At 64.5% G+C, this 19,064-nt stretch carries 18 protein-coding genes; 9 read left to right on the plus strand and 9 right to left on the minus strand.

Annotated elements, in window-relative coordinates; all coding sequences use genetic code 11:
- Window positions 1–6 precede the first annotated feature (6 nt).
- Window positions 7–1,029, plus strand: coding sequence for a type II secretion system F family protein (locus R3D65_RS08505; protein ID WP_371274784.1), 1,023 nt, complete (start codon window positions 7–9; stop codon window positions 1,027–1,029).
- A 4-nt stretch (window positions 1,030–1,033) separates the two neighbouring features.
- Complete coding sequence (locus R3D65_RS08510; RefSeq protein ID WP_371274785.1) at window positions 1,034–2,023, plus strand: type II secretion system F family protein; 990 nt, start codon at window positions 1,034–1,036, stop codon at window positions 2,021–2,023.
- Window positions 2,024–2,271: 248 nt separating this feature from the next.
- Here the strand turns inward: R3D65_RS08510 and R3D65_RS08515 are convergent, their stop codons facing one another.
- A complete protein-coding gene (locus R3D65_RS08515; RefSeq protein WP_371274786.1) occupies window positions 2,272–3,084 on the minus strand; it encodes a tetratricopeptide repeat protein in 813 nt (270 codons plus the stop codon).
- 108 nt (window positions 3,085–3,192) lie between these two features.
- Between R3D65_RS08515 and R3D65_RS08520 the strand changes: the two genes are divergently transcribed.
- Window positions 3,193–4,569 carry a M17 family metallopeptidase gene (locus R3D65_RS08520; RefSeq protein WP_371274787.1) on the plus strand — a complete coding sequence of 459 codons (1,377 nt, stop codon included), beginning with the start codon at window positions 3,193–3,195 and terminating at the stop codon, window positions 4,567–4,569.
- Between the two features lie 40 nt (window positions 4,570–4,609).
- Window positions 4,610–5,467, plus strand: coding sequence for an NlpC/P60 family protein (locus tag R3D65_RS08525; RefSeq protein ID WP_371274788.1), 858 nt, complete (start codon window positions 4,610–4,612; stop codon window positions 5,465–5,467).
- Here R3D65_RS08525 and R3D65_RS08530 read toward each other — a convergent pair.
- From R3D65_RS08530 to R3D65_RS08560, 7 genes are read right to left on the minus strand one after another with little or no spacing between them, the layout of a single operon-like run.
- Window positions 5,461–6,423 (minus strand): 2-hydroxyacid dehydrogenase, encoded by a 963-nt coding sequence (locus R3D65_RS08530; protein ID WP_371274789.1) that lies wholly within the window; start codon window positions 6,421–6,423, stop codon window positions 5,461–5,463. The genes R3D65_RS08525 and R3D65_RS08530 overlap by 7 nt on opposite strands.
- Window positions 6,420–7,052: an NUDIX domain-containing protein gene (locus R3D65_RS08535; protein ID WP_371274790.1), complete on the minus strand. Its 633-nt coding sequence runs from the start codon at window positions 7,050–7,052 to the stop codon at window positions 6,420–6,422. The genes R3D65_RS08530 and R3D65_RS08535 overlap by 4 nt, the downstream gene beginning before the upstream one ends.
- Complete coding sequence (locus R3D65_RS08540) at window positions 7,049–8,680, minus strand: ABC transporter ATP-binding protein (RefSeq protein WP_371274791.1); 1,632 nt, start codon at window positions 8,678–8,680, stop codon at window positions 7,049–7,051. Before R3D65_RS08540 ends, R3D65_RS08535 begins: the two co-directional genes overlap by 4 nt.
- Window positions 8,677–9,825, minus strand: coding sequence for an ABC transporter permease (locus R3D65_RS08545; RefSeq protein ID WP_371274792.1), 1,149 nt, complete (start codon window positions 9,823–9,825; stop codon window positions 8,677–8,679). The genes R3D65_RS08540 and R3D65_RS08545 overlap by 4 nt, the downstream gene beginning before the upstream one ends.
- Window positions 9,825–10,934 carry a microcin C ABC transporter permease YejB gene (locus R3D65_RS08550; RefSeq protein ID WP_371274793.1) on the minus strand — a complete coding sequence of 370 codons (1,110 nt, stop codon included), beginning with the start codon at window positions 10,932–10,934 and terminating at the stop codon, window positions 9,825–9,827. Before R3D65_RS08550 ends, R3D65_RS08545 begins: the two co-directional genes overlap by 1 nt.
- A 39-nt stretch (window positions 10,935–10,973) precedes the next feature.
- A complete protein-coding gene (locus tag R3D65_RS08555; RefSeq protein ID WP_371274794.1) occupies window positions 10,974–12,851 on the minus strand; it encodes an extracellular solute-binding protein in 1,878 nt (625 codons plus the stop codon).
- Between the two features lie 4 nt (window positions 12,852–12,855).
- The gene (locus R3D65_RS08560; RefSeq protein WP_371274795.1) at window positions 12,856–14,784 is read right to left on the minus strand and encodes an extracellular solute-binding protein; all 1,929 of its coding nucleotides are present in this window, start codon (window positions 14,782–14,784) and stop codon (window positions 12,856–12,858) included.
- A 64-nt stretch (window positions 14,785–14,848) separates the two neighbouring features.
- Here R3D65_RS08560 and R3D65_RS08565 point away from each other — a divergent pair, with 64 nt between their 5' ends.
- Complete coding sequence (locus R3D65_RS08565) at window positions 14,849–15,049, plus strand: hypothetical protein (RefSeq protein ID WP_371274796.1); 201 nt, start codon at window positions 14,849–14,851, stop codon at window positions 15,047–15,049.
- On the opposite strand, the gene R3D65_RS08570 is transcribed toward R3D65_RS08565, so the two are convergent.
- Window positions 15,037–15,702 carry a c-type cytochrome gene (locus R3D65_RS08570; protein ID WP_371274797.1) on the minus strand — a complete coding sequence of 222 codons (666 nt, stop codon included), beginning with the start codon at window positions 15,700–15,702 and terminating at the stop codon, window positions 15,037–15,039. The genes R3D65_RS08565 and R3D65_RS08570 overlap by 13 nt on opposite strands.
- A 199-nt stretch (window positions 15,703–15,901) precedes the next feature.
- Here R3D65_RS08570 and R3D65_RS08575 point away from each other — a divergent pair, with 199 nt between their 5' ends.
- The 4 genes from R3D65_RS08575 to R3D65_RS08590 are packed head-to-tail and all read left to right on the plus strand — an operon-like array spanning window position 15,902 to window position 19,064.
- Window positions 15,902–16,627: a 3-deoxy-manno-octulosonate cytidylyltransferase gene (locus R3D65_RS08575; protein ID WP_371274798.1), complete on the plus strand. Its 726-nt coding sequence runs from the start codon at window positions 15,902–15,904 to the stop codon at window positions 16,625–16,627.
- Between the two features lie 11 nt (window positions 16,628–16,638).
- On the plus strand, window positions 16,639–17,511 hold the full coding sequence (locus R3D65_RS08580) for a prephenate dehydratase (protein ID WP_371274799.1): 873 nt from the start codon (window positions 16,639–16,641) through the stop codon (window positions 17,509–17,511).
- Between the two features lie 55 nt (window positions 17,512–17,566).
- Entirely contained in the window at window positions 17,567–18,256 is a 690-nt protein-coding gene (locus R3D65_RS08585) for a phosphatase PAP2 family protein (protein ID WP_371274800.1), read from the plus strand.
- A gap of 7 nt (window positions 18,257–18,263) precedes the next feature.
- Entirely contained in the window at window positions 18,264–19,064 is an 801-nt protein-coding gene (locus R3D65_RS08590) for a DUF1206 domain-containing protein (RefSeq protein WP_371274801.1), read from the plus strand.

Raw genomic sequence — 19,064 nt, forward strand, 5'->3', positions numbered from 1 at the left:
TAGGGCATGTTCGGCATTGATACCACCATCCTGGCGATAATCGCGCTGGCCGGCCTGTCGGCGGGCGCCGTTGCCTATGCCTTCCTGTTCAATCGCATCGAGACCGAACGGCAGAGCGGTCGCCGCCTGGAGAACGTCAAGAAGGCCGAGACAGACCGGACGGTCGTGCAGGCGGCCCGCGACCGCAACCAGGAGGCGGCACGGCGCAAGAAGAACATCCAGGACACGATCAAGGACCTGGAAAGCCGTCAGAAAAGCGCATCGACGATTATCAAGCGGCCGCCGCTGAAGGTCCAGATCAAACAGGCCGGCATGGATATTACCGTGCAGCGTTTCTACATGTTTTCGGTCGGCGCCGGTTTCGTGGCCGTTCTCTTCGCCCTCCTGAGCGGCATGACGCCCGCGCCGCTGTTCACGCTTCCCGGCATCTTCGTGATTACAGCCTTCGGACTTCCGCGATGGTTTGTCGGTTTTCGTCGCGGGCGCCGCGTCAAGGCTTTCCTCATCGAATTTCCCAATGCTCTCGATGTCATCGTCCGCGCGGTGAAGTCGGGCCTGCCGCTCAATGACGGCATCCGCCTGATCGCCACGGAAGCCCAGGAACCGGTCAAGACGGAGTTCCGCCGCATCGTCGAGGCGCAGCAACTGGGCATGTCCGTTCCGGAAGCCGCGCTTCGCATGCCGCAGACCATGCCTTGCCCGGAAGCCGCCTTTTTCGGTGTCGTCATTCAGATCCAGCAGCAGACGGGCGGCAACCTGTCCGAAGCGCTGGGCAACCTTTCGCGCGTGCTGCGTGATCGCAAGAAGATGAAGGATCGCGTCCAGGCGCTGGCCATGGAGGCCAAGGCCTCGGCCATGATCATTGGTGCCTTGCCCTTCATCGTTGCCTTCCTCGTCTATTTGACCAGCCCGAACTACATCAAGCCGCTGTTTACGACCTCGCAGGGTCACATGCTCCTGGCCGGCGCGGGTGTCTGGATGTCGATCGGCATCTTCATGATGAAAAAGATGATGGACTTCGAGGTTTGACGTCATGGCCGCTGATCAGATCGCATCGCAGATATTCAGTTCCTCATTCCTGATCGCGCTCCTCGTGGGCGTGGCCGTGTTTGCCACGATCTTCACGATCATCCCGTCTTTCGGCGGCGATCCGCTGAAGGGCCGCATGAAGGCGGTCGCGCTGGAGCGCGATGAATTGCGCGCCCGCCAGAGGGCGCAACTGGCTGCCGAAAGCCAGCGCCGCGGCCTGCGCGAAAAGGAAGTCGGCGGCATGAAGGCCTTTGTCGACAAGCTGGACCTGCGCAAGATCCTTGCCGACGAGAAAACGGTGGATTCCTTGCGCATGGCGGGCTTCCGCGGACAGAATCCGCTGACGAAGCTGCTGTTTTTCCGTGTTGTGCTGCCGCCGGTCGGCTTCGCTCTTGCCGCGCTCTATGTCTATGGCACGGGCGGATTGGCGGACCGCCCGCCTTTCATCCGCTTCTTCGTCTGCGTTCTGGGTGCCTATGCCGGGTTCTATGCGCCTGTTCTCTACGTCAAGAACCTGGCGTCAAAGCGCAGGGATTCCATCCGCAAGGCATGGCCCAATGCCCTTGACCTGCTTCTCATCTGCGTGGAATCCGGCATGTCGGTGGAAGCCGCGTTCCGCCGTGTTGCCGATGAGATCGGCACACAGTCGCTCGATCTGGCCGAGGAATTCGTTCTCACCAATGCGGAACTGTCATTCCTGTCGGAACGCCGTCAGGCTTATGAGAACCTTGCCATCCGCACGGGCCTGGACAGCGTCAAGAGCGTGTCGCAGGCGTTGATCCAGGCTGAGCGTTACGGCACGCCTGTCGCCCATGCGCTTCGTGTACTGGCCAGCGAAAGCCGTGACCAGCGCATGAACGAGGCGGAAAAGAAGGCCGCAGCCCTGCCGCCCAAGCTGACCGTGCCCATGATCGTGTTCTTCATTCCGGTGCTCTTCATCGTCATTCTCGGCCCGGCCGGCATCAACATCTCGCAAAAGGGCCTGCTGGACTGACGCCGCGGCGCAGTCCGGGCACTTTCCGGCAAGCGGCTTCTGGCCGAAGGGCAGCGCAGGCCGCCTTGGCGCCGGCGCTGCAAGGCGTCTTCGTGGTAAACTGCGCTATTGCGGATGGCGCCTTTCAGGCGAAAGGGAAGCGCCGTCCTGTCATGCAGGGAGAATCATCGGAGAGGACCGGACACGCCAGGCCGGTTCGCCCGCCGCGTACGATCCGGCGTCACCGGAAAACGCGCGAGCGGGCAGGATCAGTTGGTCTTCTTGTCCTTGTCGGAAAGCTTGGCCCAGCTGTTCTGCTGCGCCAGGATCGAACGCAGATAGGCCACATTGGCCCGCGCCTGTTCCGGGTCGAGTTCCTGCGCAGCGATCTGTTCGGCTTCCTGGAAACGGCCCTGAAGACCGACAACGAGGGCGAGGTTCTGACGGACCCGGCTGTCGGCGCCCGGGGCAGTCGCGGCCTGGCGCATGTAGGTCTCGGCTGTCGTCAGATCGCCGGAGAGAACGTGCGACATGCCGAGATTGGACAGGATGGATGGCTCGTTCGGCTGCAGGGTCAGGGCCTTCTGATAAAGCGCGCGCGCCGCATCGGCCTGGCCCAGTTGGTCCAGAATGGCCGCTTCGGCAGAAACGAGGCGCCAGTCGGGATATTCCGGTGTCTGGGCGCGCCGCACGGCGTCAAGCGCCGGCTCCAGTTGCCCGGCCGCCGCAAGCGATTTTCCATAGGCAGCCAGCACGTCGCGATCGTTGGGATGATAGATCGCCGTCTTGCGCATCACAGCAAGCGCCTGGTCGGTCCGGTTGGTCATCATCAGCACCTTGGCATAGGCCATGGCGGTCTGCTTGTTCTTCGGATCGCCCGCATAAGCCTTGCCGAAACCGGCGCTGGCCGCGCCAAGCTCGCGTTCATTCATCTGTTCGATGGGCTTGGATGTTCGCGGCCCGACGGAACCCGTGGTCAGGCGCTTGCTGGCGCAGCCTGAAATGCCGAGAGCCAGCACGAGCATGCTTGTCGTGGCCAGGCTGGCAAGGCGGAAGCGGGATGGACGGCGCTTGGAATTCATGCGGCTCACCTGCGGAAATGATGGCGGACCCGCCGGTCCTCTTCCCTGTGAGCAATAATCTGTTAACCCTAACAGTTCGTTAATCCCTGCTGTTCTTGAGGAATTGCCATGCCTGTCACGCTCGAAACCGGTCCTGTTTCCGACGCCCGTCCCGTGCATTGTGTCGCCAGGGGCGCGCTGGAGGCTGCCGGCCTGGATGCGCCTGCGCTCGAATGGGCAAGGGCGAACCGCTTCGAGGGGGCGGCGGGCGACGTGCTGGTCCTGCCGGGCGACGGCGGCGCGATCGCCGGCGCGCTTTTCGGCACCGGTGACGGCATGGCCGGCGGCTACGGCGCGCTCGGTTTCGGCGCCCTGGCCGGCAAGCTGCCGGAAGGGGCATGGGCCTTCGCCACGCCACCGCAACAGGCCGAGCTCGCCTGCCTGGGCCTGCTGCTTGGCGGCTATGCCTTCACGCGCTACGGCAAGAAGCAGGGCCGTGCCCTGACATTCCAGGCGCCCGCGGGCGTCGATGTGGCAGCGGTCACCCGGCAGGCGCAGGCGCATGGCCTGACCCGTGATCTTGTCAACACCCCCGCCTGCGACATGGGGCCATCGGCGCTGGAAGCGGCCGCGCGCGACCTGGCGGCGCGCCACGCGGCATCGGTCAAGGTGATTGCCGGCGATGACCTGCTGGAAAACAATTTTCCGATGATCCACGCAGTCGGCCGCGCCGCCGCCGATGCGCCCCGCCTGATCGACCTGCAATGGGGCCCTGACGATGCGCCGAAAGTGACGCTGGTCGGCAAGGGCGTGTGCTTCGACACCGGAGGTCTCGACATCAAGCCGCCCAGTTCCATGCTCAACATGAAGAAGGACATGGGCGGCGCGGCCAATGTCCTCGGGCTTGCCGACATGCTGATGGGAGCCGGCGCAAGGATCAGGCTGCGCGTGCTCATCCCGGCGGTGGAAAACGCGATTGCCGGCAATGCCTTCCGCCCCGGCGACATCCTGGCAAGCCGTCAGGGACTGACCGTGGAGATCGGAAACACGGACGCCGAGGGCCGGCTGGTCCTGGCCGATGCCCTGACGTTCGCCGGAGAGGAAGCGCCGGATCTTCTCGTCGACATGGCGACCCTGACTGGCGCCGCCCGCGTGGCGCTGGGCCCCGACCTGCCGCCCTTCTACACCGCCGACGAGAGCCTCGCCGCCGCCCTTTCCGATGCCGCGCGCGACCGCGCCGACCCGCTCTGGCGCATGCCGCTCTGGGCGCCCTATGACGCTGACCTTGCCTCCAAGGTGGCCGATGTCAACAATGTCACCAGCGGCGGCTTTGCCGGTTCCGTCACCGCCGCGCTTTTCCTTCAGCGCTTTGCCGCAGGCGCGAAAAGCTGGGCGCATTTCGACATTTTCGCATGGAACCCGGCTGCCCGCCCGCACGGACCCGCCGGCGGCGAGGCGCAAGCCATCCGGGCGCTGGAAAAGGTGATCCGCGAGCGGTTTGGCTGAAGCGAAACTCGATCCCGATCCGTTGCGGAAGCAGGAAATCATGACCACCCTTGACCGCCGCCTCCATGCCTTTCGTCCTGATCTGGCCGATATTCACTTGCAAGGCCGGGTCGATGCACGACACTTCGTGTCTGCCAAGCCGGCGTGTATCGCTGTTCCCGTCGCCGATGTGAAATCCGCTCCCGATGCCGCTGCGGGAATGGATACGCAATTCCTGCTGGGTGACGAGGTGGGCGTATTCGAGCGCCGGGGCGGATGGGCCTGGGTGCAGGGCAGGCGTGACATGTATGTCGGCTATGTCGCCGAAGACGCGCTTGCACCCTGCGGCCCCGGCGCCACTCACCAGGTGGCCGTACCGCGCAGCTTCGCCTATCCCGAACCGGACATGAAGCGTCCGGTCACACGGCATCTGTCGCTTGGCGGCAGGGTGGCCATCGAGGCGCGGGCGCAGACGCGCGGCCTTGCCTATGGGCAGACGGAAGCGGGCGACTGGGTTGTCATGGGCCATCTCGGCCCGCTTGACGGTCAGCCGCTGACAGCCGATCACGCGGCCGTGGCCGAGCAACTGCTGCATACGCCCTATCTGTGGGGCGGCACATCGGCCTTCGGGATCGACTGTTCGGGCCTGGTGCAGCTTGCCTTCCGGATGGCCGGCCGCGATGTGGTGCGCGATACCGACATGCAGGCGGCGAACCTGGGAGACATGATCGCGCGGGAAGACCTGCGCCGCGGCGATCTGGTCTTCTGGACCGGTCATGTGGGCATCATGACCGATGCGGACACACTCATTCACGCCAATGGCCATACGATGACCGTGGCGCTGGAAAACCTCGATGCCGCCATTGCCCGCATCGGCTACCTCTACGGCCAGCCAACCGCGTTCAGGCGGGTTCAGTAGCCGGCCTGCGGGTCGATCACGTTTTCCAGCGGCTTTCCCTGCCTCAGGCGGGCGATCTGGCCCATCACGTATTCCACGACGGCGCTGCGCTTCGACCAGGCCGCCGCATGCGGCGTGATGACGAGATTCGGCGCATCCCAGGCAGGATGCCCTTCCGGCAATGGTTCGGTCTCGAACACGTCGAGCGAGGCGCCGGCCAGTGTGCCGTCATGCAGCGCTGCCACGATATCGGCATCCACCTGGGTCTTGCCCCGTCCGGCATTGATGTAGACCGGCGCGCCGAAGGCACCGTCCCGTGCGAGCTTCTCCAGGAAGGCGCGGTTGACGAGACCTTCCGTCTCCGCCGTGCGCGGAAGGAGGGAAACGAGGAAATCCGTCTGCCCGAGAAAGGCATCCAGTTCGTCCTGCCCGGCGAAGCATGTCATCCCGTCGATGGACTTGCGGCTCCGGCTCCAGCCGGAAAGCCGGAAGCCGAACGGCTTCAGCCTTGCCGCCGCATCCTGGCCCAGCACGCCGAGACCCATGATCCCGACGCGCACATCTTCCGCCCCCGGCTGCTCCAGCGCCCGCCAGACATGGCCGCGCTGCTGCAACGCATAGCGTCCCTGCTGGCGCAGGTGATGCAGGCATTGCAGCACGACCCATTCGCTCATGCGGTTTGTGAGGTCGTCGCCGACATAGCGAACCACCGGGATGGGGGGCAGCGCCACCCCTGAACGTGTGATGTGGTCCACGCCCGCACCCAGCGAGAACAGGGCCTTCATGTGGCCGATCCTGTCGAGCAATGCGGAATCCGGCGCCCAGACGATGGCATAGGCGCAGTCCCGCAGCGCCGCCTCGTCCATGCCCGGTTCGTACCAGTACACGGTTTGGCCGCGATGGCGCTCGGCGAAAACCGGCAGCCAGTCCTCCGGCCTGTCATCGCCCACGGCGACAAGGATCGCCTCGCCCGTCATGTCATCGCCTCCGTCAGTCTTTGCCTCAGTTCTGCGCGATCCTGGCCGGCAAACCAGTTGAGCGCCAGGAGCGCGAACCCGTTGCGGAAGACCCCGCGCCCGGCCGCATCCAGCGTTGTCAGGACAGGCACGGCAAGCGGCTCTATGTCCTCGTCATCGTCCTCGCCGGCCGTCGCGGGAAGCGCGGAACTGTCGACCAGCGCCAGGAAAAGGAAGGCATGTTCGGTGGTGATGCCGGGCGAGGGCAGGAATTCGAGGCACGGGACGATGGCCTGCGCGACCAGTCCCGTCTCTTCCTTCAATTCGCGCAGCGCCGCCGTTTCCGGCGTCTCGCCATCCTCCACGCCGCCGGCGACGATTTCGACCAGCGAGCCGCAGCCGGTCGCCAGATGCGCCGCCGGCCGGAACTGCCGGATCAGCACCAGCCGGTCGCGCTCCGGATCCCAGGCGATCACGGCAGCCACCTTCGCGCCCTCATGGATGTCGCGGGTCATCATGCCGCTCCATCCGCCGTCGTGCCGGCGGTGGCGCAGCATGAAGCGCACCATCCGCCGAAACCCCTCCGACAGCACCGAGCGGCCGGTGATCTCGGTCTCGACCGGCCGGTCTGCCAGCGCCGTCCGCGTCACTGGCTTACCACGCCGGACGGTGCCGTCTCGATGTCGAAGGCCGCCGCGATCAGGGCCCGCGTGTAGTCGGTTTGCGGGTTTTCGAAAATCTGGTCGGCGGTGCCGTATTCCACCACGCGCCCGCCACGCATGACGATGACCTCATTGGCCAGCGCCCGCACCACTTTCAGGTCATGGCTGATGAAGAGATAGGCCAGGTCGTGCCGCTTCTGCAGGTCGCGCAGCAGGTCCACCACCTGTGCCTGAACGCTCATATCCAGCGCCGACGTCGGCTCGTCCAGCATGACGAAGCGCGGATTGAGCACCATGGCCCGGGCAATGGCGATTCGCTGGCGCTGGCCACCGGAAAATTCATGCGGATAGCGATGGCGGCTGGAGGGGTCGAGCCCCACTTCCTCCAGCACCGCGACCACGCGCGCGTCGCGCTCGGCCCGGCTCAGGTCCGGGAAATGGATCGCCATGCCCTCCTCGATGATCTCGGAGACCGACATGCGCGGGCTGAGCGAGCCGAAAGGATCCTGGAAGACGATCTGCATGTGCGAGCGCAGCGGCCGCATGTCCTTGAAGGAATGCGAATCGATGCGCTTGCCCTCGAACGTGATGGCGCCTTCCGACTGGATCATGCGCGACAGTGCCAGCCCCAGCGTGGTCTTGCCGGAGCCGGATTCGCCCACCACGCCCAGCGTCTGGCCGGCCTTCACGGTCACATCGATGCCGTCGACCGCCTTCACGTGATCCACCACCTTGCGGAAGAAACCCTGACGCACCGGGAACCAGACCTTGACCTGGTCCCCCTTCATGACCGTCGCCGCTGAAGGATCGGCCGCCGGCGGGTGCCCCTTCGGCTCCGCGGCCAGGAGATGGCGGGTATAGTCGTGTTGCGGGTTCTCGAAAATGGCGCGAGTCGGCCCGCTTTCCACGATCTTTCCCCTGGTCATCACGCAGACCCGGTCGGCTATCTTGCGCACGATGCCGAGATCATGGGTGATGAACAGCATGGACATCTTGTGTTGCGTTTTCAGCCGGCCCAGCAGTTCGAGGATCTGCGCCTGCACGGTCACGTCCAGCGCTGTCGTCGGCTCGTCGGCGATCAGCAGGCGCGGCTCGTTGGCCAGCGCCATGGCGATCATCACGCGCTGCCGCTGCCCGCCTGACAACTGGTGCGGATAGGAGCCGAGCCGCTTTTCCGGTTCGCGGATGCCGACCTGGTTCAGCAGTTCCAGCACGCGCGCACGGGCGCTTCGGTCATCCATGCCCTGGTGCAGCCTGAGCACTTCCGCGATCTGCTTTTCGATCGTGTGAAGCGGATTGAGCGAGGTCATCGGCTCCTGGAAGATCATCGAGATGGCATTGCCGCGCACACGCATCAGGTCGCGTTCGTCGTGGTCGAGCAGGTCGTCGCCATCGAACAGGATCTGGCCGGAAGGATGGCTGGCGGCCGGATAGGGCAGGAGCTTGAGCACCGACAGGGCCGAGACCGACTTGCCCGAACCGGACTCGCCCACCAGTGCCACGGTCTCGCCCGGCATGATGTCGAACGACACATGGTCCACAGCCGTCACGTCGTTTCCGCCCATCTTGAAGGCGACCGACAGATCCCGGACTGAGAGCAGGGGGGCTTGGCTCATCGGAACGTCTTTCTCGGATCGAAGGCGTCTCGTGTCGCCTCGCCGATGAAGATCAGCAGCGACAGCATCAGCGAGATGACGACGAAGCCGGCAATGCCGAGCCAGGGCGCCTGCAGGTTCTTCTTGCCCTGCGCCAGCAATTCGCCCAGCGAGGCGGAGCCGGGCGGCAGCCCGAGGCCGAGGAAGTCGAGCGAGGTCAGCGAGGTGATCGACCCGTTCAGGATGAAGGGCAGGAAGGTCAGCGTGGCCACCATGGCATTGGGCAGCAGGTGGCGGAACATGATCGTGCGGTTGGACACGCCGAGCGCCCGCGCCGCGTTGACATATTCGAAATTGCGCGCCCGCAGGAACTCCGCCCGCACCACGCCGACGAAGGAGACCCAGGAGAACAGCAGCATGATGCCGAGCAGGATCCAGAACCCCGGCGGCAGCACCGACGCGATGATGAGGATCAGGAACAGGACCGGAATCGAGGACCAGATCTCGATGAAGCGCTGGAAGATGAGATCCACCCAGCCGCCGAAATAGCCCTGCACTGCGCCTGCGCTGACGCCGATGACCGCCGAGAACAGTGTCAGCGTCAGGCCGAACAGGACCGAGATGCGGAAACCGTAGATGACACGGGCGAGCACGTCGCGCGCCTGGTCGTCTGTGCCCAGCCAGTTCCAGTTGCCCATGTTGCAATTGGGATCGTCGACCCCGTCGACGAACTGGCTGCACCGTTCCTCCGGCGTGTACATCCAGGACGGCTTGGCGGGCGCTGCTTCCGGGATTTCGCGGTTGACCGTACGGTAATTATAGCGGATCGGTGGCCACAGCATCCAGCCATTGGCCTCGATTTCCTCCTGGATCACCGGGTCTCGATAGTCCGTGATGGCCAGGAAGCCGCCGAACTTTTCCTCCGGATAGTCGACGAGGACCGGCGACAGGATCTCGCCCTTGTAGGAAACGAGCACCGGCTTGTCGTTCGCCACGAACTCCGCCATCAGCGTCACGACGAACAGGACGAGAAAGATCCACAGCGACCAGTAGCCGCGCCGGTTGGCCTTGAAGTTCTGCCAGCGCCGCTGGTTGAGCGGCGACATGAAGGGCTTGCGCCTGCGCGCTTGCGCCGTGGCGGTGCGGTCGTGGACGGTCTTGTCCATCACACGTCCCTCCGCTCGAAATCGATGCGCGGATCGATCCACGTATAGGTCAGATCGGAGATCAGCCCGATCAGCAGGCCCATCAGCGAAAAGATGTAGAGCGTGGCGAAGACCACGGGATAGTCACGGTCGATGACCGACTTGAAACCGAGCAGGCCAAGCCCGTCGAGCGAGAAGATCTGTTCGATCAGCAGCGACCCGGTGAAGAAGGCGCCGATGAAGGCGCCGGGAAAACCGGCGATGATGATGAGCATGGCATTGCGGAAGACATGCCCGTAGAGCACCTGGCGTTCGGTGAGTCCCTTCGCCCTAGCGGTCACCACATACTGCTTCTTGATCTCGTCGAGAAAGGAATTCTTCGTCAACAGCGTCAGCGTGGCGAATTGCGACAGCACCATGGCCGTGAGCGGCAGTGTCAGGTGCCAGAAATAGTCCACGATGCGCTCTGGCCAGGACAATTCGCTCCAGTTTTCCGATGTCAGGCCGCGCAGCGGGAACAGATCCCAGAAGGAACCGCCGGCAAACAGCACGATCAGCAGCACCGCGAACAGGAAGCCTGGAATGGCATAGCCCACGATGATGACGGCCGATGTCCAGACGTCGAAGGCCGAACCGTCCTTGACCGCCTTCCGGATGCCCAGCGGTATGGAGATGGAATAGGAGATCAGCGTCAGCCACAGCCCGAGCGAGATCGAGACCGGCATCTTCTCCAGGATCAGGTCGATCACTGAAGTGGAGCGGAAATAGCTTTCGCCGAAATCGAACCGGGCATAATCCCACAGCATCAGGCCGAAGCGCTCATACCATGGCTTGTCGAATCCGAATTGCTGTTCGAGCTGGCGGATGAACTCCGGATCGAGCCCCTGCGCGCCGCGATACTTGGACGATACGTCGCCGCCGCCCGAATCGAAGCCCTGGTTCTGCCCGCCGAAATCGCCGCCGCCGCCGGAAATGCGGTCGGTCGCGCTGCCGCCCTGGCCGGTCAGTTGCGCGATCACCTGCTCCACCGGCCCGCCGGGCGCGAACTGGATGACAGCGAAAGACACCGCCATGATCCCGAGCAGCGTCGGGATCATCAGCAGCAGGCGCCTGAGGATATAGGCACCCATCAGGCCGGTCCCCGCTTCGTCACGGCCGGTTTTGCATCGTCAGGCCTTGCCAATCGCCCTTGCCTTTTCTTCATCCACCCACCAGAGCCGTTCCGGCGAAAAGCCGTAGTCGGGCTTCGGTTCGGCGTAACCGAACATGTCCCAGAAGGCTGCCCGGTGATTCGCCGCATGCCAATTTGGAATCCAGTCTAGCCGCGCGCGCAAGACCCGGTCGAGCGCGCGCATGGCAATCGTCATGGCCTCGCGCGTTTCCGCCCTGCCGACCGTGTCGATCAGCGCATCGACGGCCGGGTCCGCCGTTCCCGGCAGATTGCGCGTGCCCGCTGCTGCCGCCGCTTCCGAAGAGAAGATCAGCGCCAGGCCTTCGCGGGTCGGCGTGGCGCCGTGGTTGAGCGCGATGCCCACCATGTCGAATTCATAGTCGCGCAGCCGCGTCTCGAATTGCGAGGCATCCACCAGCCGCGAGGACGCGTCGATGCCCACGGCGCGAAGGTTTTCGATGAAAGGCTGCAGGACGCGCACGAAGGTCGCGTCACGCACCAGGATTTCCAGGGTCAGCGCCACGCCCTTGTCATCGGCCAGCATGCCGTTGCCGCCGCGGCGGTATCCCATCTCGTTGAGCAGGCGGGCAGCCTGTGACAACAGCCGCCGGTCGCGTCCCGAGCCATCCGAAACCGGCATGGTCACCGGTTCGCCGAACACCGTGTCCGGCAGGCTGCCGCGCCATGGCTCCAGCAATTCCAGTTCTTCCGGCGAGGGCGGCCCGCTGGCCACGAAATCGGAGCCGGAAAACAACGACTGCGACCGCTCGTAGGAGCCGTAGAACAGCTTTTCGCGGGTCCACTGGAAATCGAAACACAGGTTGATGGCCTGTGACATGCGGCGGTCTGCCAGGTGCGGCCGCCGCCGGTTGATCGCCCAGCCCTGCATCGTGGCGTATTTCTCGCGCGGGAAGGTGCGTTTGATGACCTTGCCTTCCGTGATGGCCGGGAAATCATATTCCGTGGCCCAGGTCTTGGACGTGAATTCCTGCCGGAACAGGGTGATTCCCTTCTTGAAGGCCTCGAACCCGGCCTGCCGGTCACGGTAGTAGTCGATGCGGATCCGGTCGAAATGGAATTGCCCGCGCATGACGGGCAGGTCACGGCCCCAGTAGTCCGCCATCCGCTTATATTCGATGAACAGTCCGGCCTGCGCCTCGGCCACACGGAACGGGCCGGATGACATCAGCGGCGTCATCTTCGTCTGGTCGAAGGCGAAACCCTCGAGGAACGCTTTCTGGAGAATGGGAAAGGTGGCCGCTGTCAGGATGGTGCGGTCGGAATGCTGGCCGGAGAAGACGAGATCGACCGTGCGCTCGTCCACCGCCACGGCGTCGTTGAGTTCGCGCAGCGGCTGGCTGAGTGACGGATGCGCCTGAGGTGTCTTGAACGTTTGGTAAGAGAAGGCGACGTCCTGCGCCGTGACCGGCGAACCGTCATGGAACCGCGCGTTCTCGCGCAGAAGGAAGCGGTAGGTCTTGCGATCCGGGGAAATCGTCACGCTTTCGGCCAGCAGCCCGTAGATTGCGTCCGGTTCGTCCAGCGCGCGCGTCATCAGTGCATCGAAGCACAATTCCATCCGCATCGGCGCATTGCCGCGAAAGGTAAAGCTGTTCAGCGTGTCGAAGGTCTGGGCACCCTGGTTGAAGGCCCAGTTGGGGGGCGAGAAATTGAACGTGCCGCCCTTCGGCGCCGCGAGGTTTGCATAGGCGAAATGGGTGAAAGCCGGGCCGTATTTCAGTTCGCCGAATGCCGAGAGCCCGTGCAGCGGCGTTTCGGCGGGCAGGGCTGCAAGGCCGGGAAGCCCGGTCAGCGGCAGAAGCGCGGCGGATCCGGCAAGCGTCAGGAATTGCCGGCGGGTCTGGTCCTGCATCATGGGGTCAGCCCTGCTTGCCGGTGCGTGCAGCCTTTTCCTCGTCCCACCACCAGACGGTCGGGAAGCCGTGATTGTATTCCGGCAGCGGATCGGGATGGCCGAAACGGTCCCAGTAGACGATCCTGTCGAACGGGTAATACCATTGCGGCACGACGTAGTGATGGTGCAGCAGCGCCCGGTCCAGCGCCCGCGTGGCGGCCACCAGGTCGTCGCGGTTCCTGGAGAAGATGATCTCGTCGATCAGCCGGTCGATCCCCTCGTCGGCAATGCCGGCATAATTGCGCGAACCGGTCCGGTCCTTCGATTCAGAACCCCAGTAGTTGCGTTGCTCGTTGCCCGGCGAAAGGCTCTGCCCCCAGTTCGATATGATCATGTCATAGTCGAAACTGCGCCACCGGTTGATGAAGGCCGAGGTTTCGATTTCCCGATAGGTGGCCTCGATGCCGATCTTGCGCAGGTTTTCCACATAAGGCAGCACGATCTTACCGAAATCGCGCCCGGAAATGTCGAGGATTTCGAAGGTGAAGGGCGCGCCGGTTTCGGAATGAACCATCTTGCGATCCCGCAATTCGTAGCCGGCCTCGCGCAGCAGGCGCACCGCTTCGCGCAGGTTGGCGCGCAGCTTTGCGTCGCTGCCGGCCTCCGGATTGACATAGGGCTCGGTGAAGACGGTTTCGGGCAGCAGGTCGCGGTACTTTTCGAGGATTTCCAGTTCCCGGCCCTCCGGAAGCCCGCTGGAGGCCAGTTCGGTGCCGGCGAAATAGCTGTCATTGCGCAGGTAGAGATCGAAAAGAACCGTCCGGTTCGTGGTTTCGAAGTCGAAGGCATAATTCAGCGCGCGCCGCACCCGCCAGTCCTGGAACTGCTTCCGGCGCTGGTTCGGCACGAAAGCCTGCATCGACCCCGACGCCCTGTCGGGATAGGCGAGCAGCTTCACATGGCCGGCCGCGCGGCCGGGAAAGATCGAAGGATCATAGGCCGTCACCCAGTTCTTGGCGGAATTCTCCAGCCGGAAGTCATAGGCGTCCGCCTTCAGCGCCTCCACGATGACCGCGCCGTCCCGGTAGTACTCGTATTCCACCGCGTCGAAATTGTTCTGGCCGACATTGGTGGGGATATCGGCGCCCCAATAGTCCTCGACGCGCTCGAAGGTGACCGAGCGTCCCGGATCCACCCGGCCGATCCGGTAGGGACCGGAACCAAGCGGCGGCTCGATCGTGCTGCGTGAAATGTCGCGGGCGGTTCCGTCCGGCCCTGTACCCTCCCACCAGTGTTTCGCGACCACCATGAGCTGGCCCATGATGTGCGGCAATTCGCGGTTGCCGCTCACATTGAAGAAGAAGGTCACCTCGTTGTCGCCGGTCTTCTGCGCCCCCACCACGTTGCGGTAGTAGAAGCGGACCTGCGGGTTCAATTCCACCTGTTTCTCGAAACTCCAGATCGCGTCTTCCGCCGTCACCGGCTCGCCGTCATGCCAGCGCGCCTTCGGATTCATGCGGAAGGAAACCCAGGAGAAATCGGCCGGATAGCGGATGGCTTCGGCCAGCAGTCCATATTCGGCCGAGATGTTCAGCTCGTCCAGGCTGGTCGTCATCAATGTCTCGAACACAAGTCCGAGACCTGTGGCCACCTCGCCCTTCGGCGGAACGGGATTGAAACTGTCGAAGGACCCGAGCGAGGCCAGCCGCGCCCGCCCGCCCTTGGGTGCATCCGGGTTGACGTAGTCGAAATGGGCAAAGCCGGCAGGATAGCGGGGCGTTCCGGTCAACGACGTTGCATGGTGCCAGGCCTCGGCCTCGCGCGCCGTGGCATCGGGCAGTGACGGGTTTTCGATGGGAACTTCCACGGCTGCCGCCCGGCCGAACACCAATGGCGACAGGGCCGCGGAAAGGAGAAGGCTTCGACGGGTCAGGACGAGATCGGGAAGCGCCATCGTTGAGAGTGTCCTTTCATGCCATGGCCAGAGCAGGTCCGGCGAAAGTGGAAACCGGTTGCGCGTGCAGATCGCGACCAGGCAAACGCTACGAACCGGCCAGGCGGCACCGCTGCGAGCCGTGCCGCTCACGATTTGTAACCTATGGCTTTTTGTGGCGAATGAAAGGGCGCTGGCGGCCAGCAACATGACAGGAGCATTAAAAAAAGCCGGCGCGAAGGCCGGCTTTCTTCAAATCGTCGTGAGACAGGCTTACTGGGCCTGACCTTCGGTCTGGGCTGCTTCGCCCTCCGCCGGCGCGGCTGCGGTTTCGCCTTCGGCCGGAGCTGCTGCGGCGTCACCTTCGGCCGCTGCGGCGTCACCCTCGGCGGGAAGCGGCAGCGGGTTGTCGGCCTGCTCGCGCAGCCAGGCGATCAGGTTGGCGCGGTCCTCCACCTTCTTCAGGCCGGCAAAGCCCATTGCGGTGCCGCTGATATACTTCTTCGGCGCGGCCAGAAAGGCGTTGAGGTTCTTGTATTCCCAGTTGACCGACTGGCCCTGGGAATATTCCTGCATGGCGGCTGAATAGGAGAAGCCCTCATGGCTGGCCACCGGGCGGCCGACGATGTCCCACAGATTCGGGCCGACCTTGTTGGCGCCGCCCTGTTCCACGGTGTGGCAGGCTGCGCACTTCTTGAACACGCTTTCGCCAGCGCCCGTGTCCGCGCTCGCCAGCAGCGGTGCAACCGGTTCCGGTCCGGTATCGGCCGGGGCTTCGGGCGCTGCGCCGCCGGCGCCTTCGGCAACCTCGATCGCGAAACCCGGCGTTTCCGGCGCGTGAGTCGCGAAGATCGCATCCGAGGCGATGGCCAGCGAGAACACCACGAAAACGGTGCCCAGCGTCGCGCCGATGAATTTGTTGAGTTCAAACGAGTCCATGTCCCAGAGGCTCCTGCATGCTTTCCCGCCGCATTGCCCTCCTGCCGCGGAATTCACCATGACGTGCGGGCACACCTATCCCTCGACCGGCGGGCCGGTTTTTGGTCGCGCGGAACCTATGTCTTTTGCACCTTCGTTGCAACACATATAAAGAGCCTCCCACTGAGACTTTTTGCCACTTTTCGCGGGTGACGCCTTCATGAACCCCATTGTCCTGATTCCCGCCCGCATGGCCTCCACGCGCCTGCCGGGCAAACCGCTTGCCGATATCGCTGGCGCTCCGATGATCGTCCAGGTCGCCAGGCGGGCCGCCGAGGCCGATTGCGGCCGTGTCGTGGTGGCGACCGACAGTGCCGATGTCTTCGAGGGCGTGCGCGATGCAGGCTTCGAGGCGGTGATGACCGGCATGCATCACCAGTCCGGCTCGGACCGCATTTTCGAGGCGCTGCAAACGCTCGACCCGCAAGGGGGGCATGACGTCGTCGTCAATCTCCAGGGCGACCTTCCCACGATCGATCCGCAAACCGTGCGCGCCGCGCTGAAGCCGCTGGACGATGCGGCGGTGGACATCGCCACGCTCACCGCGGAAATCACGCGGGCGGAAGAGCGCGGCAATCCCAATGTGGTCAAGGTGGTCGGCACGCCGGTCTCGCCGACACGATTGCGCGCGCTTTATTTCACCCGCGCCACCGCGCCCTGGGGCGAGGGACCGCTCTACCACCATATCGGTCTTTACGCCTACCGCCGTGCGGCCTTGGCGCGCTTCGTCTCGCTTGCCGCTTCGGTTCTTGAACAGCGCGAGAGGCTTGAGCAGTTGCGTGCGCTGGAGGCGGGCATGCGCATTGACGCCGAAATCGTTGACACCGTGCCTTTGGGCGTGGATACGCCCGAGGATCTCGAACGCGCCCGCCGGATGCTGGGCTGAAGGAAGACACCATGGCCGCCAAGACAAACAACATCGCCTTCCAGGGCGAACCCGGCGCGAACTCGGATACCGCCTGCCGCGACATGTTCCCCGCCATGGAGCCCATGCCGTGCCCCACCTTCGAGGATGCCTTCGTGGCCGTGGAAAGCGGCAAGGCCGATCTCGCCATGATCCCGATCGAGAACACGATCGCGGGGCGCGTCGCGGACATCCATCATCTTCTGCCTGAAAGCCGGCTGCATGTCGTCGGCGAGTATTTCCTGCCGATCCACTTCCAGCTCATGGTGCTGCCGGATGCCGACATCGCCGACATCAAGGCCGTGCACAGCCACATCCATGCGCTCGGCCAGTGCCGCAAGATCATCCGCAAGCATCGCTGGAAACCGCTCGTGGCGGGCGATACTGCAGGCGCTGCCCGTCTCGTGCGCGATCTGGGCGACAAGGCGCAGGCCGCGCTCGCGCCGCGCCTGGCGGCCGATCTCTACGGCCTGAAGATCATTGCATCCGATGTCGAGGACCAGGAGAACAACGTCACCCGCTTTGTCGTTCTGTCACGCGACAAGGTGATACCGGCGCGCGTCGGCGACGAGGCGATGATGACCACCTTCGTCTTCCGGGTGCGCAACATTCCCGCCGCGCTCTACAAGGCCATGGGCGGTTTCGCCACCAACGGCGTCAACATGACCAAGCTGGAAAGCTACCAGACCGGCGGCAAGTTCTTCGCCACCCAGTTCTATGCCGACATCGAGGGCCATCCCGATGACGCCAACGTCAAGCTGGCGCTTGAGGAACTGGCCTTCTTCTCCCGCGATGTCCGCGTGCTCGGTGTCTATGAGGCCCATCCCTTCCGCGCCACCCAGGCGGAAGAAGCGGACGGACGCTGAGGCATCGGCAGGAACCATGCGCAGGCCGCGCCGTTCATCATCCATGGAGCACGCGATGGATGGACGGCTTGCCGGCCGGAGGGCATTCTGGAGCACCGGTTTCGTTGCCGGCGCCACCCTGTTCTGCATCCTTGCCGTGCTGGTCGAACTGGATCTCACCGCCGGCCTCGATATCCTGGTCCTGGAAAGCCTGCGCTCGGCCGATGATCTGACCGATGCGCTCGGCCCGGCCTGGTTCGAGGACACCGTCCGCTCCATGACCGTGCTGGGCGGATATCCCGTCATCGTCTTCGCGGTCCTCAATGTCATCGTGGTCCTCGTCATCATGGAGGACCGGACTTCAGCCACCCTCGTGGCCGCTTCGGTTTCCGGGGCATCGGTTCTCAGTTCGGGGCTGAAACAGGTCTTCGCGCGGCCGCGACCCGATATTGTCGCCCATCTCGACCCCACCATCGTGGCCGTGAGTTTCCCCAGTTCCCATGCCACCGTATCGCTTGCCACCTGGCTCACGCTGGCGCTGGTGCTGGCTGCCCGTGTTCCGGTCCGTGCCGTGCGCATCTATCTTGTCGCCGTGTCGCTGCTGCTGGCCGCCCTTGTCGGCCTCAGCCGCATCTATCTCGGTGTGCATTGGCCCAGCGATGTCCTGGCCGGGTGGGCCTTGGGCTTTGCCTGGCTGTGCGTTGTCTTCGGCATCGCCGGCATGCGCGAGGCACGACGCCGGCAGGCTGGCGGACGGGTGGGGTGACGCCATGATGGCTCGGCCGAAACCGCGCAAATGGCTGCGGCTCCTCGCCCGCTGGGGCTATGCGTCCCGGGGCGTGGTCTATCTCCTGATCGGCGGCCTTGCGCTGCTGGCCTCCTTCGGCGCGGCCGAGGAAACCGGAACCCGTGGCGCCTTGCTCACGCTGATGACCGGGAGCGCCGGTCCCCTTCTTCTGCTTGTCCTGGCTGCCGGGCTGATGTCGCATGCCGGCTGGCGGCTGATGCAATCGGTGCTCGATGCCGATGATCTGGGCCTGGCATGGCGCGGGCTCGTGGTTCGCGCCGGCCTGTTTGCCAGTGCGCTCAGCTATGGTGCGCTGGCGCTCTCTGCGCTGGGTCTGGCCGGTCTGGCGGAAGCGGGATCGGGGGAAGGCGACCGCAACCCGGCCGTCGCCTGGTTGGTCGCCCTCACCGGTTCCTGGGGCGGAACGATCATTCTGTCGCTTGTCTTCGCCGGGATTGCCGTCGCGCATGTCTGGAAGGCGGTCACCGCGGGCCATGCGAAATACGTGCATCCGCCGCCGCGCTACAGCAATTTGGTTGACCTGGTTGCCATTGGCGGATTGACCGCGCGCGGCGCCGTCTTCGCAACCATTGCCTTTCTGCTCTGGGCGCGCCGGCTCGACTATGGCTCCGCCTCGATCCCCGACACCGAGACCGTGCTTTCGTGGACTGGCAGCCTGCCCTGGGGCGGCCCCGTTCTGGCCGGCCTGGGCGTCGGGCTGATCCTGTTCTGTCTCTACAGCTTTGCCGAGGCCGCATGGCGTGAGGTCGACATGCCGTCGGCATGA

It is taken from the genome of Zhengella sp., assembly GCF_041397485.1.
In the GTDB taxonomy this organism is placed as follows: Bacteria; Pseudomonadota; Alphaproteobacteria; order Rhizobiales; family Rhizobiaceae; genus Zhengella.

Coding starts and splice junctions, on each gene's coding strand:
- R3D65_RS08505 (WP_371274784.1), top strand. CDS start 7: ATGTTCGGCATTGATACCACCATCCTGGCGATAATCGCGCTGGCCGGC.
- R3D65_RS08580 (WP_371274799.1), top strand. CDS start 16,639: ATGGCCGCCAAGACAAACAACATCGCCTTCCAGGGCGAACCCGGCGCG.
- R3D65_RS08585 (WP_371274800.1), top strand. CDS start 17,567: ATGGATGGACGGCTTGCCGGCCGGAGGGCATTCTGGAGCACCGGTTTC.
- R3D65_RS08575 (WP_371274798.1), top strand. CDS start 15,902: ATGAACCCCATTGTCCTGATTCCCGCCCGCATGGCCTCCACGCGCCTG.
- R3D65_RS08560 (WP_371274795.1), bottom strand. CDS start 14,784: ATGGCGCTTCCCGATCTCGTCCTGACCCGTCGAAGCCTTCTCCTTTCC.
- R3D65_RS08550 (WP_371274793.1), bottom strand. CDS start 10,934: ATGGGTGCCTATATCCTCAGGCGCCTGCTGCTGATGATCCCGACGCTG.
- R3D65_RS08555 (WP_371274794.1), bottom strand. CDS start 12,851: ATGATGCAGGACCAGACCCGCCGGCAATTCCTGACGCTTGCCGGATCC.
- R3D65_RS08525 (WP_371274788.1), top strand. CDS start 4,610: ATGACCACCCTTGACCGCCGCCTCCATGCCTTTCGTCCTGATCTGGCC.
- R3D65_RS08530 (WP_371274789.1), bottom strand. CDS start 6,423: ATGACGGGCGAGGCGATCCTTGTCGCCGTGGGCGATGACAGGCCGGAG.
- R3D65_RS08510 (WP_371274785.1), top strand. CDS start 1,034: ATGGCCGCTGATCAGATCGCATCGCAGATATTCAGTTCCTCATTCCTG.
- R3D65_RS08590 (WP_371274801.1), top strand. CDS start 18,264: ATGGCTCGGCCGAAACCGCGCAAATGGCTGCGGCTCCTCGCCCGCTGG.
- R3D65_RS08545 (WP_371274792.1), bottom strand. CDS start 9,825: ATGGACAAGACCGTCCACGACCGCACCGCCACGGCGCAAGCGCGCAGG.
- R3D65_RS08515 (WP_371274786.1), bottom strand. CDS start 3,084: ATGAATTCCAAGCGCCGTCCATCCCGCTTCCGCCTTGCCAGCCTGGCC.
- R3D65_RS08570 (WP_371274797.1), bottom strand. CDS start 15,702: ATGGACTCGTTTGAACTCAACAAATTCATCGGCGCGACGCTGGGCACC.
- R3D65_RS08520 (WP_371274787.1), top strand. CDS start 3,193: ATGCCTGTCACGCTCGAAACCGGTCCTGTTTCCGACGCCCGTCCCGTG.
- R3D65_RS08540 (WP_371274791.1), bottom strand. CDS start 8,680: ATGAGCCAAGCCCCCCTGCTCTCAGTCCGGGATCTGTCGGTCGCCTTC.